Source organism: Polyangiaceae bacterium, from assembly GCA_020633205.1.
Classification (GTDB): domain Bacteria; phylum Myxococcota_A; class Polyangia; order Polyangiales; family Polyangiaceae; genus JAHBVY01.
Genome location: JACKEB010000012.1, coordinates 737,090 through 751,854 on the forward strand (window position 1 = coordinate 737,090; position 14,765 = coordinate 751,854).

The window sequence follows — 14,765 nt, forward strand, 5'->3', positions numbered from 1 at the left end:
CGTAACGGGCGTCGCGCTGCTGCCAGCCTAGGACCGCTGCGAGCCTAGAACCGCTCGCCGTGGATGGCCTTGGCGGGCTCGCTCAGCGTGATCGGGATCCAGAACGTGCGCATCTTGGTGGTCTCCCCTCGGCGGGTGTAGCCCGCCAAGCCGTAGAGCACGTTCCACCAGTGGCCATCGGGGGTCTCTCCGTAGCTGAACAGCGGGAAGATGTGGAACTCCCAGTCGAGGCCCGTACCGAGCTTCTTCTCGCGGTAGTAGACGTTGCCCACGAGCTGGTTGACCTCTTCACGGTTGCTGAAGCGCCAGTACAGCGGGAAGCCGACCGTTGCGCGACTCCCCGGGGAAGCGAAGTCCCAGAAGAAGGGCGCCACCACCGTGTGGCTCGAGTTGCCGTTGCGACCGAGGTAGACGAATGGGTGAATGTTCGTCTCCCAGCCGGTCAGGCTCGAGGTGTGCTGGAAGAACGGCGTGATCCAGGTGGTGCGGCTGATGCCGTAGGTGTTGAAGCTGCCGTAGAAGGGGAACAGCGCGAGGCTGTTTTCGCGCGGAGACGTCCGGCGGTAGTAGAACGGGAACAACAGCGTCTGATCGAGGCCGATGTCTGGGTCGCTGTACTGCCAGAACAGTGGCGTGATCATGTCCAGCGACGTGCGGCCGCGGTAGCGCGCGTAGCCCCAGGTGACGAAGGTCTTCTCGCCGTTCTCACCCGTCGCGTCGAGCCACAGCGGGTTGATGAAGAGGCGCTCGCGCGGCCCCTTGCGGCCGTAGTGGTAGAAGGGGAAGAGCGTGGTGTGGCTCTCGTCCTGGCCCCAGATGTGCCAGTAGAGCGGGAGCAAGTGGAAGTAGTCCCGCTCCTGAGTGTGCTTGCGGTAGTAGGGACCCCACACGTTGAGCCACGACAGATCGCGGTCGTTGTAGCGGTAGTAGTGGAGCAGCGGCGGGATGACCTCGTACTTCGTCTGCTCGTTCTGTCCGTAGAAGTAGAACGGCGCGATGCCGAGATCGAGATCCTTCGCGGTGCGCGGATCGCAGCTCGGGCCGCCTTCCCAAGAGCAGAAGGCAGGGCCAAGCAAGTTGAAGCCGCCGTGGGCGTCGTGGTTCAGGTAGGTGAGCAGCGGCGGAATGATGGTGTAGCCACCATCCGGCCGAGTCCCTGTGAAGTAGATGGGCGCGAACCAGTTGTCGGTCTCGCCCGGCGCCTGGCGGTTCACCCAAGGGCCAACCACCGTCGTGCGGCTGTCCTTGTCCCGTAGGTTCCAGAAGATGGGGAAGAGCACGTCGTCGGCGTGCTCGGCGCTGCGACGGTTGTAGTACAGGCCGCCGAACAGCGACGCGCGGTCGACCTTGGTCGGATCCGTGAGGCTGAGCTTTTTGCGCTCGAACCAGAACGGGAACACCGTGGTCAGCTGGTACTTGTTCGAGCGCTCCTTGTAGTAGAGCCCGTAGAAGCTGCGCTCTGTCTCGCCTTCGCTGCCGAAGCCGGCGGCTTCGCGCCCCGATTCCTCGTCATCGGGGAAGTAGTCGGTGCCGATACGCTTCTTGACGCTCTTCTTCAGGCGTAGCGGGTTCGCGGGCAGCGATGGCTCGGTTCCGGGCGGCAGCAAGCTCTCGCCGCCACTCGCGGCGTGCTGCTCTGGAGTCCCCGGTGGCGGCGCTTTCGGTTGCGGCTGCGCTGGGGGTGGCCCACCGCCGCCAAAGCCTGGCTGCAAGCCGCCGCCGTAGGGATCTTGAGCGAACGCGGGCGCTGTTACGCAGAAACCCAGGGCGAGCGCCCCAAAGGCCAAGAGGTGCTTCACGCTGCACCTGCCTTGAGCAGTTCGCTGACCTGCGCGACGACGTCGGACCGCGGCACTTCCGATTGCGCCTTACCCCCCGATCCCTCGGAGGCAGCAAAGTCCTTCAGCTGAACCACGCCGCGCTCGATCTCGTTGTCGCCGAGCACCAGCACCAGGCGCGAACCCAGGTGATTGGCGCGGCGCAGCATGCTCTTCATCGAGTTTCCGCGACCGTCCACTTCCGTGGGGATCCCGGCCTGACGCAGCTCACGGCCGAGCACCAGCGCCTCGCCGATCGCCCCGGCACCTAGCGGCGCGATGAAGACGCCGTCAGCGCGCTCTTCCGCTTGCTCACCGAGCGCCAGCAAGATGCGCTCGAGGCCCATCGCGAAACCAATGGCTGGCACATCGGGGCCGCCCAAGCTCTTGATCATGTTGTCGTAGCGGCCACCGCCGCAGAGGGTGTTTTGCGCGCCCAAATCGCCGCTGCTCGACTTCAGCTCGAACAACGTGCGGGTGTAGTAGTCGAGGCCGCGCACCAGGGTGGGATCGAGCTCGTAGCGCACGCCGTAGCCGTCCAAGTAGCGCTGCAGCGTCTCGAAGTGCTCCCGATCCTCGTCGCTCAGGACGTCGAGGAGCTTCGGCGCGTCCGCGACCAGCGCTTGATCTTCTGGGGCCTTCGAGTCGAGGACCCGCAGTGGGTTCTTCTCCAGGCGGCGCTGCGAGTCCTGGGACAGCGAGTCTTTGTGGGGGGTGAGGTAAGCCAAGAGCGCGTCTCGATAGCGCTCTCGGGTGCCCGCGCTACCCAGGCTGTTCAGGTGCACCGTGACGTCGCGGATCCCCAGGCCTTCGAACAGGCTCACCAGCATCTCGATCAGCTCGGCGTCGCACGCCGGCCCCGCGTCGCCGAAGATCTCGCAGCCCGCCTGATAGAACTGGCGATAGCGACCGCGCTGGGCGCGCTCCGCGCGAAACATCGGGCCGAGGTAGTACCAGCGGCTCACGGGCTCTTGAGCCTGAACGGAGTGCTGAACGTACGCGCGCGCCGCGCTGGCTGTGCCCTCAGGGCGCAGGCAAAGCTGATCGTGATGCCGCTCGAAGGCGTACATCTCCTTCTCGACCACGTCCGTCGTGTCGCCGATGGAACGCACGAAGAGCTTGGTGTGCTCGATCAGCGGAGTGCGAATTTCCGTGTAACCGTACAGCTCCGCCGAAGCGCGAAACGCGCGCTCGAGTCGCTGCCAGTTTCGGATAGCCGCTGGGTACTCGCCCTTGGTCTGTACGGGCAGGATGTCGAACATCCCTTGAACACTGCGAAAGCTCATCGGTTACGAGGACCTAGCGTTACCTCGCCGATGCCACGCGAGGGCGCCCGGCTTATGCTCGCTCGTTGGGGGAGGGTCAAGGAAGATGGCGCACCGAATGGGGGGAATTGGCCGATACGGTGTTCTCGGCACGTGCGAAACCCGCTTTCTCAGCTCTCCAGTGCGTCAATGCGCGTGCTAATTGGGGCTGATGCGGGTCGCCGCGCTCGATTTCGGCAAAGTGCGTATCGGCCTGGCGGTCAGTGACGACTTGGGGTTGATGGCGCACCCACGGCCTCATCTCGACGGCCGTCAGCCGGGAAAGTGCCTAGCGGAGCTGTGTGCGCTGGCGGAGCAAGAGCAGGTCACGCGCTTCCTGGTCGGTTTGCCCCGGCAGCTCGACGGGCGAGAGGGACTGAGCGCGCGCCGCGCCCGGCAGTTCGCGGCGAAGCTCGCCGAAAAGAGCGGCCGATCGGTTGAGTTGGTCGACGAGTGGCTCACCACCGTGGAGGCGTCGGCGCGCCTTCGCGACCAAGGTCTGAGTTCTCGGCAGCAGAAGGGCCGTGTCGACAGCGCCGCCGCTGCGGTGTTGCTCCAGAGCTGGCTAGACGGACGCCGGGAGCGCGAGGGGTGAGGGGACCCGAGCCGCGCCGGGGATCGCTCCGCGGAGTCGCAGCGGAGCGTCGAGCGTTGTGACTCAGACGGTGAAGCGCAACAGCACCAACCCGAAACGCGGCAAGTCGACGTCGCGAGGGTCACGCCCGAAGAGCGGCGCTGGGCGGCCCAAGGGAAAGCGAGGAGCAAAGAGCCGCAGGCGCTGGCCTTTCGTGCTGCTGGTTCTGCTGGCGGTGCCCCTGGTTGGCTTCCTGATCTGGGCCCACAGCGGAGGTGAGGCGAGCACCAGCGTGCGCTTCGAGGTCGACCCGTATGAGGACCGCCCCCAGCTGATTCAGCGCTTACACCACGCTGGACTGGTGCAGAGCCCCACGTTGTTCGGCTGGTATCTGACGTTTGCCGGGGAAATCGAGCCTGGGGCGCACCTCCTGGGGCCTGGGCTCAGCGCGGCAGAACTCAGCCGTCGCCTCACCCGCAGTCGGGGGCGGAACTCACAGAAGCTGAGCGTTCCCGAAGGACTGAATCTCTACCAGATCGCGGAGCGCGCCGAGGCCGCACAGATCTGCGCGGCGCAAGATTTTGTCAGTGCCGCAAGGAAACAAACACTGCTGGACGAGCTGGGCATTGAGCGCTCCAGTTCCGTCGAGGGCTATCTCTTCCCCGCGACCTACGAGTTCGCGGCGGATACGCGGCCCGAGGACGTGATTCGGCGCTTGGTTCGTGAGACACGCAAGCGCCTGAGAGCCCTCGGGGACAGCGAGCTCGTCAAGCGTCGTGGCTGGGGTGAACACGAGATCCTCACGTTGGCCTCGATGATCGAAAAGGAAGCAGGGGTCCCGGAAGAGCGACCGCTCATCAGCAGCGTGTTCCACAACCGCCTGGACTCCCCGGAGTTCGAAAAACGCCGGTTTTTGCAGTCGGATCCGACCAGCGCCTATGCCTGCTTCGCGGAGCCCAAGCAGGTGCCTGCGTGTGCAGGCTTTTCCGGGAAGGTCACTCCAGCGCTGAACCGCGATCCAAAGAACCGTTACAGCACCTACGTCGTGCAGGGCCTACCGCCGGGCCCGATCGCGAACCCTGGAGAGGCCGCGCTGCGGGCTGCGGTATCGCCAGCCAAGACCGACTACCTGTTCTTCGTGGCTCGCGGCGGCGGGCGTCATACGTTCACGCGCACCTACGCTGAGCACCAGCGCGCCGTTGAGTCCCCGTAACGCGCCAACCCCAAAAAAAACCGAGCGTCGCGCTGCCCGTTTCGCTAAAGCGCGCCCCATGGAGCCTTCAGCGAACGCCTTCGAGCAAACCGTTCACACGATTCAGTTTCTCTCGGCGGACGCCGTGCAGAAAGCCAACAGCGGCCACCCGGGAACGCCGATGGCGCTCGCTGGGATCACTGTGGATGTGTTCACGCGTCACCTTCGCTACAACCCGGAGGATCCCGCTTGGCCGAACCGCGATCGCTTCGTGCTCTCCTGCGGTCACGCCTCGATGTTGCTGTACTCCACGCTGCACCTCGCTGGCTACGACCTGAGCCTGGATGACCTGGTGAACTTCCGCCAGTGGGGCAGCAAGACGCCGGGTCACCCCGAAGTCGGTCACACGCCGGGCGTGGAGACCACCACGGGTCCGCTGGGGCAAGGCGTCGGAAACGCGGTGGGCATGGCCCTCGCGAGCAAGCTTCAGGGGGCGCGCATCAGCGACGGCGCGCCGCTGATCGACTACCGGGTGTTCGCGCTGTGCAGCGACGGCGACCTGATGGAAGGCGTCGCTGCTGAGGCGGCGTCTCTCGCCGGGCAGCTCAAGCTCGACAACCTGGTGATGGTCTACGACGACAACAAGATCACCATCGACGGAGACACCAGCATCACGTTCACCGAAGACGTGGGTGCCCGCTTCGAAGCCTACGGCTGGTTCGTGCAGCACGCCGACGGGCACAATCCTGAGCAGTTCCGTGCGGCACTGGATGCGGCAGTCGCCGAGCGCGCGCGCCCTAGCCTGATCGTCGCCCGTACCCATATCGGCATCGGCGCGCCCACCAAGCAGGACACGCCGGATGCCCACGGGGCACCCCTGGGCGAGAGCGAAATCCAGGGTGCCAAGAAGAACGCCGGCTGGCCCGAGAACGAGCACTTCCGCATCGCGCCCGAGGCGCTCGAGGTGTTTGCTGCGCGCAAGGTTGAGAACCTCGAACTCTACGCCGCGTGGCAAGCCCGGGTGAGCAAACTCAGCGGGGAGGGGAAGGAAGCCTTTGCTGCGTTCCTTGGTGAGCGCAAAGCCGAGGACCTGCTCGGCAAGCTGTGCGAGGGCCTGGAGGCGAAGGCTGACGCGACGCGCTCGATCGCCGCGAAGGTGGAACAACAGGTCGCCGCGCTGTGTCCTCGTCTGGTGGGCGGCTCCGCGGATCTGGCGGGCAGCTGCAAGACGACGATCAAGGGCGCAGCAGACGTTGGTCCGGGTGCATTTTCTGGGCGGAATATGCACTTCGGGATCCGCGAGCATGGCATGGGTTCGATCATGAACGGCCTCGCGCTTTCGGGGTTCGTGCCGTTTGGCTCGACGTTCTTGATCTTCAGCGACTACATGCGGCCGTCGATCCGTCTGGCCGGACTGATGGAGCAGCAGGCGATCTACGTGTTCACCCACGACAGCGTGCTGCTTGGTGAAGATGGACCGACACATCAACCCATCGAGCAACTCGCGGCTCTGCGACTGATCCCGAACCTCCACGTGGTGCGCCCGGCGGACGCCTATGAGTGCGCCTTCGCGTGGGCCCACGCGATGCAGCGCACCTCGGGCCCGACGGCCATCGTGCTCTCGCGGCAGAAGGTGCCGGAGCTCACTCGCGATGGCGGACTCGACCTACAAGCGATCGCACGGGGTGCGTACGTCGTGTCTGGTGACGCGAATGCCGACTTCTGCTTGATGGCGAGCGGCAGCGAAGTGGGCCTTGCCGTGGACGTTGCCAAGGCGCTGGGCGAACAAGGCAAGACGGCGCGCGTCGTCTCGGTGCCTTGCTTGGAGCTGTTCGAAGCGCTCGACGTGAGCGCGCGCAAGTCACTGCTCGGCAGCGGCAAGCGCGTCAGCCTGGAAGCGGGACGCGCGTTGCCGTGGAAGCACCTCGTGGGTGAAGACGGTGTGTGTATCTCCCTCGAACACTTCGGCGCGTCAGCTCCGGATAAGGAACTGGCGAAACAGTTCGGCCTCACTGTCGATGGAGTGCTGAAGAAGCTGCTCGGCTGAGCGTGCGTTTCTGTCAGCGGAGCCTGCGCTTCTGTCGACGGAGCCTGCGTTTCTGTCAGCGGAGCTGCAGCGCCACCGCGCATCACCCGAGCAGTCTTTACAGCACGCCGCGCCCTCGCGTAGCGTGAGCCCGCTTGGTGCGCGATGGGCGCTCACCTGTGTTGGCTGTGTCGAGGGAGCGAGAGTGAGTCTTCCGATCGTCCTGGTGCCGCATCCCCACGTGCGGGTGGATCCCAAGGTGCTCGCGGGTAGTCCGTTCGTGGTTGGCTCCCGCGTGCCAGTGCGGCGCTTGTTCGGCTTCTATCGCAACGGCGCGACCGTCGAGACGTTGCTCAAGCGTTACCCCCAACTCGGTCCGGCTAAGGTGATGGACGCCCTGGCGTTCGCCTTGGATAACCCCGAGGTGATGGAGGCGGACATCGCTCGTGAGCAGAACCTGCTCCAGAAGAGCGGCGCCAAACCCTCGCTCGGAGCAACGGCATTGAAACAGATCCCGCTGCCCTTCGACCCAGACGGCAAGTAGGTCGAACGTCTCGCTTCGAGGCAGGGCGCGGATACGTGGGGTATGCCGGCGTGGAAATGCTGGCGCGGTAACAGGCCGGCGCCGCCAAGAGCCTAAATTTGCGGCTCTTCCGCCCTGGGCTAGGCCGTTTTTTGGTGAGCCGGTTCGCGCTCTCTGCGCGTCTAGCCTGCGTTGGCTTAGGGGACCCTGCGAGCTCCCTCTCAGCGGGCGGGTCTCCATCCGAACCCCTGATTTTCGCGCTTTCACCCGTTGCCGATCCCCGGAAACGACGCTTGCTTACTCTATTCTCCAGTCGCTCCTGCGCGTTGATCGCGGTGCACCACGGTTTGCAAGCGCATCACCCGGGCCTCCCCACGGCGCAAATTTGCCGTCGCGCGGAAACTGGCTCTTTACAACGTGGCGGAATGGGGCGAAAAGCGCGCCCAGGGCTACACCCCAAAGCGGCACCCAATGTTGGGGCCTCGCGGGGAAGCCTAGCGCAAACCCCCACGAATAAGGGTTGCAATGCTTAGCCGAGGTGTCGGATCTTCCCGGCCCTCGGAAGAGACCGAGTGAGGGATTGAAGTCACATCAAGCAGCCAGCCTTCGATCGTGAAGCTGGGAGTGTGGCGCTGAGTTGTACGGCCCAGGGTTGGGCCCGAGGAGGTTTTAGGAACATGCGTAGGCGGAACGTAAATCGGCTGATCGGAATTTCGGCTCTGGTGTTGTCACCGGCTCTCATGAACTGCGGCGGCGGTCTTCCCGGCATGCCCGGCATGCCCGGTGGTGATTGCCCCTCGGATCCGGAGGCGATTGCCAGCGCATCCTTCGGCCTCAAGGGCGAGCTCGAGGGTAAGGTCAAGGCAGGTCTCCAGGCTTCGGCCAACCTGCAGAACCTGGCCGTCGAGGTCGAGGGTGAGGTCGCGGCAGCTTGTGCCGGTCTCGCCATGGATCTCGGTGCCAGCGAGGAAGACACCAAGCCCGCCGAAGACGGCCCCGGCAAGAAGGCGGAAGCCGCCTGCCAAGCCGCCGTCAAGGTGCTCGGCGAGGTGAAGGCCAAGGCCTCCGGCAGCCTCAAGGTCGAGGTCGTGCCCCCGAAGTGCAGCGCTTCGATGGACGCGATGGCCGAGTGCGCCGGTTCCTGCGACGCGAGCGTGACCCCCGGCTCTGCCGAGGTGCAGTGCGAGGGTGGCGAGATCAGTGGCCAGTGCGGTGGCAAGTGCGAGGGTGAGTGCACCGTCGAAGCTGGCGCCGAGTGCTCCGGCTCCTGCAGCGGCACCTGCTCCGGCTCTTGCAGCGCTGACTTCAGCGGCAAGTGCGGTGGCAAGTGCGACGGCAAGTGCGATGGCACGGCCACCAAGGCTGGCGGCGCCGAGTGCGCTGGCACCTGCGAAGGCAAGTGCGACGCCAAGGCCGAAGGCAAGTGCGGCGGCGAGTGCGGCGGTTCCTGCGACGCGAGCTGTACGGCCAAGGCCGGCGGCGAGTGCAAGGGCACCTGCAGCGGCTCCTGCGACGTGAAGATGGAGGCCCCCAAGTGCTCCGGCGAGATCAAGCCCCCGGAGATGAGCGCTGAGTGCAAGGCCAACTGCGACGCCAAGGTGAGCGCCAAGGTTGACTGCGTGCCCGCGAAGGTTTCCGTGAAGCTCGAGGGTGCGGCGGACGCCGAGGCGGCCACCAAGCTCAAGGCGGCCATCGAGAAGAACCTGCCCGCGCTGCTCAAGGTCACCTTGGGCATGAAGGGCAAGCTCGAAGGCGCCGTGGCCAGCGTGAAGGCGTCGGTCGAGGGTCTGCAAGCGGTCGTCAAGGGCGGCGGCGAGGCAGCGCTCAAGGTCGGTGCGTGCGTGGCTGGTGCCCTCAAGGCCCAGGTGGACGCCTCGGTCAGCATCAACGTGTCGGTCTCCGCCAGCGCTTCGGCGAGCGGCGAAGCTGGCGCGGGCTGATCCAAGCCAACACCAAAACGCTGAAACCCCGCGCGGCGCAAGCCTCGCGGGGTTTCTCGCATTTGGCGTCTCAGCGCCGCTATTGCCCTGCGGAACTAAGCCCCGCGTCTTGGGGCTCGCACGCGACCCGCAAGGCCTCGAGCTTGAGCAGTCAGCGCTCCGTGGGATCGTGACCCGTCGGCTGCTGAGTGAGCCGGTCGAGCTTCGCCTGCAGGCTCCGATGGCGCTGGAAAAGCGCCTCGAGCTCCTCGCGGGTTTGGGGGTGAGGGGGAAACGCCTGGGCTAGCGCCTCCAGCCGTCCGGCCGCCTCAACGACCCGCGCGTTGAACGCGGGGCTTAGTTCGGCTTCTTTCGCTAGCGCCTCCAGAGCGGCTTCTTGACGATCCATCCGGTGACAGATCAGCACCGAGTCGCAGCCCGCTGCGATAGCCAGGACGCTGGCTTCCGCCGCTGGCCAGTGATCGCTGATTGCCTGCATTTCCAGGCAATCGCTGAACACCGCGCCCTGGTAGCCGAGCTCGTTTCGCAGCAGGCCGGTGACCACCTTGGGGCTCAGCGTGGCGGGGAGCGCTGGCTCCAGCGCCTCGAACACGATGTGCGCGGTCATCAGGCTCGGTAGCTTGGCTTCTACTGCCGCGCGGAAAGGGATGAGCTCAAGGTTCCGCAACCGCTCCAGGCTGTGGGGCAGCTTAGGCAGGGTGAGGTGACTGTCGCTCTCGGTGTCGCCGTGGCCTGGGAAGTGCTTACCGCACGGGCTGACGCCGCCAGCTGAGAGCCCTCGAGCGAAGGCGAGGCTGAGCTCCGCGACGTCGTGGGGCTCTGATGCAAAAGCGCGGTCGCCGATCACCGGGTTCGCCGGGTTGCTGTTCACGTCGAGCACCGGAGCGAAGTTCAGGTTGAATCCGCAGGCCAGAAGCTCCGCGGCCACGGCTCTGCCCAGCGCTTCCAGCGCCTCCACGTCCCACTCTCCGTCGTCGCTGCCACCACAGTGGGCGCCCAGGGTGTGCATTGGGGGCAGCTCCAAGAGCGGCGCCTTGAGGCGGCGCACGCGGCCGCCCTCTTGATCGATGGCGACGAGCGCCGGGGCGCCGCCGGACCCGTTCATTGCCGCGTGGATCTGCTTGGTTAGGCTTAGGGCAACGTCTGGGCTGCTCAAGTTGCGGCGAAACAAGATGGCGCCGCCACGACGGCCTTGCTCCAGAGCTGCCGCGTAGTCCCTCGGGAGGTCCTCACCCCCAAACCCGCCTAGGATCAAGCGGCCGCATTGACGAACCAGGGAGTCAGTGGCGGCGCTCATGCTCGTTTCTCCAGAGGCTTAGACGGGGCGACCGAGGGCGCCGGCAGGATCTGTCTTTGCCGCGCGGAGTGCTGGCCCAAGCGCGCCGAGCAGCGCAAACAGCACCGCGAAGCCGATCCCCAGGGCGAATAACCACGGTGGGTAGTCGAAGAAGCTATCGGGCTTGAAGGGGAAGTCGGGCAAGTCTTTAGCTGCCCGCCAGTTGGCGATGGCGCCGCCAAGCAGCGCCCCGACGCAGCCCATCAAGCCGCCCAGGGTGCCGACCACGATGGCCAAGCCGAACAGCCAGCGGCGCATATCCGACGCGCTGGCTCCGAGGGCGCGGTAGAGCGCGATTTCCCCGGAGCGCTCGGCGACCATCACGCGGAAGGTGTGGGAGATGTTCAGCGCACCGACGAGCAAGATCACGCTGGCCACGAGCACCATCAGCGCCAAAACACCGCTGATCAGCACGCTGACGTCGCGCGCACGCGTATCCGTGGGGACCAAATCGAGGTTTGCGCCACGAGCGATCACGCGGCTGGTGGCGCCCTGATCCTCCATCATCACCACGGCGCTCGAGTAGCGCTTGGAGGCAGCCTCGCCCGCGTACTCAGCGTTCCAGCGCCGCACCACGTCGAGGGGCAAAGTGACGCCGATATCCACCGCGCGGTCGCTGATGCCGACCACCTTGATCTTGACGTTGCGGGTCTTTCCGCGCGGAGCGACGCCGAGCAGTGAGTTGCCCAACGTCATGCGGAACTCGACGCCTTTTGCTTGGCGCAGCAAGGTGCCAGCCACCGGTGGGAGGCCATGAGAGGGCGCCACGGCGTGATCGAAGACCTCCACCAGGTAGCGGCTGACGATGGCGGGCACCGGCGCGGAGCACTGGCCAGCGCTCGCCTCGCTGGGCAGCTCACAGTACAAGCCGCTCTCGCAGTCGCTGTCGACCTGGCAGGCTTTCCCAGGTGTTTTCAGGGGATCACTGAAGTCGGTTCCTGGCTCCAGATCGGTGACGAGGGCGCTGTCGATGCCGTCGCCGATCATCTCGTGAGTGCCGATCTCCTTACCGAAGATCTCCTTGCCGCCGAAGGCCGAGCACGGGAAGCGGAAGCGCAGCTTGGGGTACACCGCACGCACGCCTTCGACCTCTTTCAGTGCGTCCAGCGCGGGCTGATCGACCCCTGGGGGTTCGTAGCTGCCCGCGAGCAGGGTGAGCACACCGGTGCTGGTCTTTTGTGGCTCGAGCTCGATCTGATCAATGGGGAAGATATCTCCGAGGAGCACGCGTTTGGCTCCAAGGCCCAGGGCCAAAAAGAACACGAGCGCCGCCACGCCGACGGCGATGCCAAAGCCGGCGGTGACGAGCGGACCCCGCGTGCGGGTTAGATCGCGGCGCAGCAGGGTGAAGAGCGCACTCCAGGTCACTCGTCATCTCCCGTTTCCGTGTGGTGCTCCGTGTTCTCTACCAGGCGGCCGTCTTCCAGGTGGAGGGTGCGGCTCGCGATGCGATCCAGGCGGTGCTCGTGGGTGACGATGACCAGCGTGGTGCCGAGCTCCGAGTGCAGCTCCTCGAATAGATCGATGATGCTCTCACCCGTCTTGCGATCGAGATTGCCCGTGGGTTCGTCGCATAGGAGCAGCTCCGGTTGCCGCAAGAGCGCGCGGGCGATGGCCACACGCTGGCGTTGCCCGCCTGAGAGCTCGCTTGGCCGAGCGCTGGTCTTGTCCGCCAAACCGACGCGCTTCAGCGCCTGAAAAGCGCGCTCTTCCGCGTCGGGGAGGGGAGGATTGGCGAACAGCCCCGGGGCCTGCACATTGTCGAGCACGCTCAGGTGGTCGAGCAGGTGGAAGGCTTGAAAGACGAAGCCAATGCGCTCGCCCCGCAACTTGGAGAGCTGCTTGTCGGAGAGCTTCGCGAGGTCTTTTCCAAACAGGCTCAGCTTGCCTGAATACTGTCGATCCAGGCCTCCGATCAGCGCGAGCAGGGTGCTCTTGCCAGAGCCGCTAGGGCCGAACAGTAGCACCACCTCTTGGGGTTGGACCTCGAAGCTGACGTTGGCGACCGCCTGGCTCTTGGCGCTGCCCTTGCCGAACGTGCGCACCAACGATTCCGCAAGGATCATCGGCTCGGTGTGGGAATGCGCGCGCAGCTTGTCGCCCGCTTCACCCTCCCAGGAGCTACCGATGGAATCCGGGCCGTCGCCGTCCTCGACCTCGCGCGCGCTGACCGCTTCATCCTCCATCCGCGTGCCCGGCTCAGCTCCCAAGGTCCAGGCGGGCCGCTTCTGCCATCTCGCTCAGCAGCTGGTTCAGGAGCTTGGGTTCGGGGCCCTCCGCCATCAGGCGGAGCTTGGGCTCCGTGCCGCTCCAGCGCACCAAAATGCGGCCGTTTTTGCCTAGTTTCTTTTCCGCGCGGCTTTGAATGGCGAGCAGCTTGGGCATCTGTTCCAAGGGCTTGCGTGCCGGCAGACGAATACTCTCGAGCACCTGGGGCATGCGCTCCAGCACCCGGGCGAGCTCACTCACGGGGCGCATCTCTCGCACCATCACGCCCAGCACCTGCAGGGCGCCGACCACGCCGTCTCCGGTCGTGGCGTGATCCATGAACACCAGGTGGCCGCTTTGCTCACCGCCAAAACTGTAGCCGTGGCGACGCATGGCTTCGACCACGTAGCGATCGCCCACCGAGGTTCGGAGGAGCTTGCCGCCAGCGCCCTGAATGGCGATTTCGAGCCCCATGTTGCTCATCACGGTGGCCACGAGCGTCTTCTTCTTGAGGCGCTTCTCTCGCAGCATGCGAATAGCGCACAGGGCCATCACGGCGTCACCGTCGATCTCCTGACCCTTCTCGTCGATCAGGATCAGGCGGTCCGCGTCGCCGTCCAGCGCCACGCCGAGATCCGCCTTCTTGCGTACCACCTCACGCGCGACGTGCTCCGGATGCAGGGCGCCGCAGCCCTTGTTGATGTTCTGCCCGTTCGGCTTACAGCCGAGGGAAATCACCTCAGCACCAAGCTCCCGGAAGACCAAGGGCGCGACCTTGTACGCGGCGCCGTGAGCGGCGTCGACCACGATGCGCAGGCCGTCCAGCGTGAGATCCTCGGGGAAAGTCCGCTTGGCGTAGACGATGTAGCGGCCGGTGGCGTCGTCGATGCGCTCTGCGCGACCGATCTTGGCGCCTGTGGCGCCCGCGGTGTCGAGCTCCTGGCTCTCGAGCAGCCGCTCGATTTCGAGCTCCTCGCTGTCTGGCAGCTTGAAGCCATCGGGTCCGAAGATCTTGATGCCGTTGTCAGCGAAGGGGTTGTGGCTCGCGCTGATCACGATGCCAGCGTCCGCGCGCATGCTGTGGGTGAGGTTCGCGACGGCGGGGGTTGGGATAGGGCCGCTCAACATCACCCGGCCACCCATGGCGCAGATCCCTGACGCGATCGCCTGCTCGAGCATGTAGCCCGAGAGGCGTGTGTCTTTCCCGATCACCACGCGAGGGGCGCGTGTCTTGCCCCTGCCAGCCACACGGGCGATCGCTCGTCCCAGGCGGAGGGAGAGTTCCGGGGTCATCGGGTGGACGTTTGCGGGGCCGCGCACCCCGTCGGTGCCGAAGAGCTTGCGTTCAGTCACGAAAGTTCACGTACTGCAGTTCGAGGTTGAGGTCTGCGGATTTGAGCACGCCGATCACCTCCTGCAGGTCATCGCGCTTCTTGCCGGTCACACGCACGGTGTCGCCCTGAATGGCGGCCTGGACCTTCAGCTTCTTGTCTTTGATGAGCTTCACGATCTGCGACGCCGGCTCCTTGTCGATGCCTTCCTTGATCGTGATCTGGATCTTCGCGCCGCCCTTAGCGGTCTTCTGTGGATCACCCACGTCAAAGTGCTTCAGGCTCACCTTACGGCGCACGAGCTTCTCCACCAGCACGTCCCACGCCGCACGTGCCCGCTCTTCGCTGTTCGAGCTAACGCTCAAGACAGTGTCCTTCTGCTCCAGCGCAGAGTCCGTGCCCTTGAAATCGAAGCGCTGAGAGACTTCCTTCTGCGCTTGATTCAGGGCGTTCTTGATTTCCGAGTGGTCGACCTTCGACACCACGTCAAATGACGGCATAGCGCTCCTTACAG

At 65.4% G+C, this 14,765-nt stretch carries 12 protein-coding genes; 5 read left to right on the top strand and 7 right to left on the bottom strand.

The features are described 5' to 3' along the window. Positions 1-44 precede the first annotated feature (44 nt). Together H6718_15270 and H6718_15275 are read right to left on the bottom strand one after the other, a co-directional pair. Positions 45-1,799, bottom strand: a complete 1,755-nt coding sequence (locus H6718_15270; protein ID MCB9586760.1) for a hypothetical protein — start codon at positions 1,797-1,799, stop codon at positions 45-47. Beyond that, on the bottom strand, positions 1,796-3,103 hold the full coding sequence (locus H6718_15275) for a histidine--tRNA ligase (GenBank protein ID MCB9586761.1): 1,308 nt from the start codon (positions 3,101-3,103) through the stop codon (positions 1,796-1,798). Before H6718_15275 ends, H6718_15270 begins: the two co-directional genes overlap by 4 nt. 190 nt (positions 3,104-3,293) lie before the next feature. Between H6718_15275 and ruvX the strand changes: the two genes are divergently transcribed. From ruvX to H6718_15300, 5 genes are all read left to right on the top strand, one after another. Beyond that, positions 3,294-3,716 carry a Holliday junction resolvase RuvX gene (ruvX, locus tag H6718_15280; GenBank protein ID MCB9586762.1) on the top strand — a complete coding sequence of 141 codons (423 nt, stop codon included), beginning with the start codon at positions 3,294-3,296 and terminating at the stop codon, positions 3,714-3,716. Positions 3,717-3,786: 70 nt separating this feature from the next. Beyond that, positions 3,787-4,908, top strand: coding sequence for an endolytic transglycosylase MltG (gene mltG, locus H6718_15285; protein MCB9586763.1), 1,122 nt, complete (start codon positions 3,787-3,789; stop codon positions 4,906-4,908). A 58-nt stretch (positions 4,909-4,966) separates the two neighbouring features. Next, a complete protein-coding gene (tkt, locus tag H6718_15290) occupies positions 4,967-6,934 on the top strand; it encodes a transketolase (protein MCB9586764.1) in 1,968 nt (655 codons plus the stop codon). Between the two features lie 184 nt (positions 6,935-7,118). Further along, positions 7,119-7,457 (top strand): DUF433 domain-containing protein, encoded by a 339-nt coding sequence (locus H6718_15295; protein MCB9586765.1) that lies wholly within the window; start codon positions 7,119-7,121, stop codon positions 7,455-7,457. A gap of 683 nt (positions 7,458-8,140) precedes the next feature. Then, entirely contained in the window at positions 8,141-9,376 is a 1,236-nt protein-coding gene (locus H6718_15300; protein ID MCB9586766.1) for a hypothetical protein, read from the top strand. Between the two features lie 151 nt (positions 9,377-9,527). Here H6718_15300 and nagZ read toward each other — a convergent pair whose 3' ends face one another. From nagZ to H6718_15325, 5 genes are all read right to left on the bottom strand, one after another. Beyond that, on the bottom strand, positions 9,528-10,673 hold the full coding sequence (gene nagZ, locus H6718_15305; protein MCB9586767.1) for a beta-N-acetylhexosaminidase: 1,146 nt from the start codon (positions 10,671-10,673) through the stop codon (positions 9,528-9,530). 18 nt (positions 10,674-10,691) lie between these two features. Then, on the bottom strand, positions 10,692-12,080 hold the full coding sequence (locus H6718_15310) for an ABC transporter permease (GenBank protein MCB9586768.1): 1,389 nt from the start codon (positions 12,078-12,080) through the stop codon (positions 10,692-10,694). Beyond that, the gene (locus H6718_15315; protein MCB9586769.1) at positions 12,077-12,778 is read right to left on the bottom strand and encodes an ABC transporter ATP-binding protein; all 702 of its coding nucleotides are present in this window, start codon (positions 12,776-12,778) and stop codon (positions 12,077-12,079) included. Before H6718_15315 ends, H6718_15310 begins: the two co-directional genes overlap by 4 nt. Positions 12,779-12,911: 133 nt before the next feature. After that, positions 12,912-14,273 carry a phosphoglucosamine mutase gene (locus H6718_15320; protein MCB9586770.1) on the bottom strand — a complete coding sequence of 454 codons (1,362 nt, stop codon included), beginning with the start codon at positions 14,271-14,273 and terminating at the stop codon, positions 12,912-12,914. Beyond that, a complete protein-coding gene (locus tag H6718_15325; GenBank protein ID MCB9586771.1) occupies positions 14,266-14,751 on the bottom strand; it encodes a YajQ family cyclic di-GMP-binding protein in 486 nt (161 codons plus the stop codon). The genes H6718_15320 and H6718_15325 overlap by 8 nt, the downstream gene beginning before the upstream one ends. Positions 14,752-14,765: the final 14 nt, after the last annotated feature.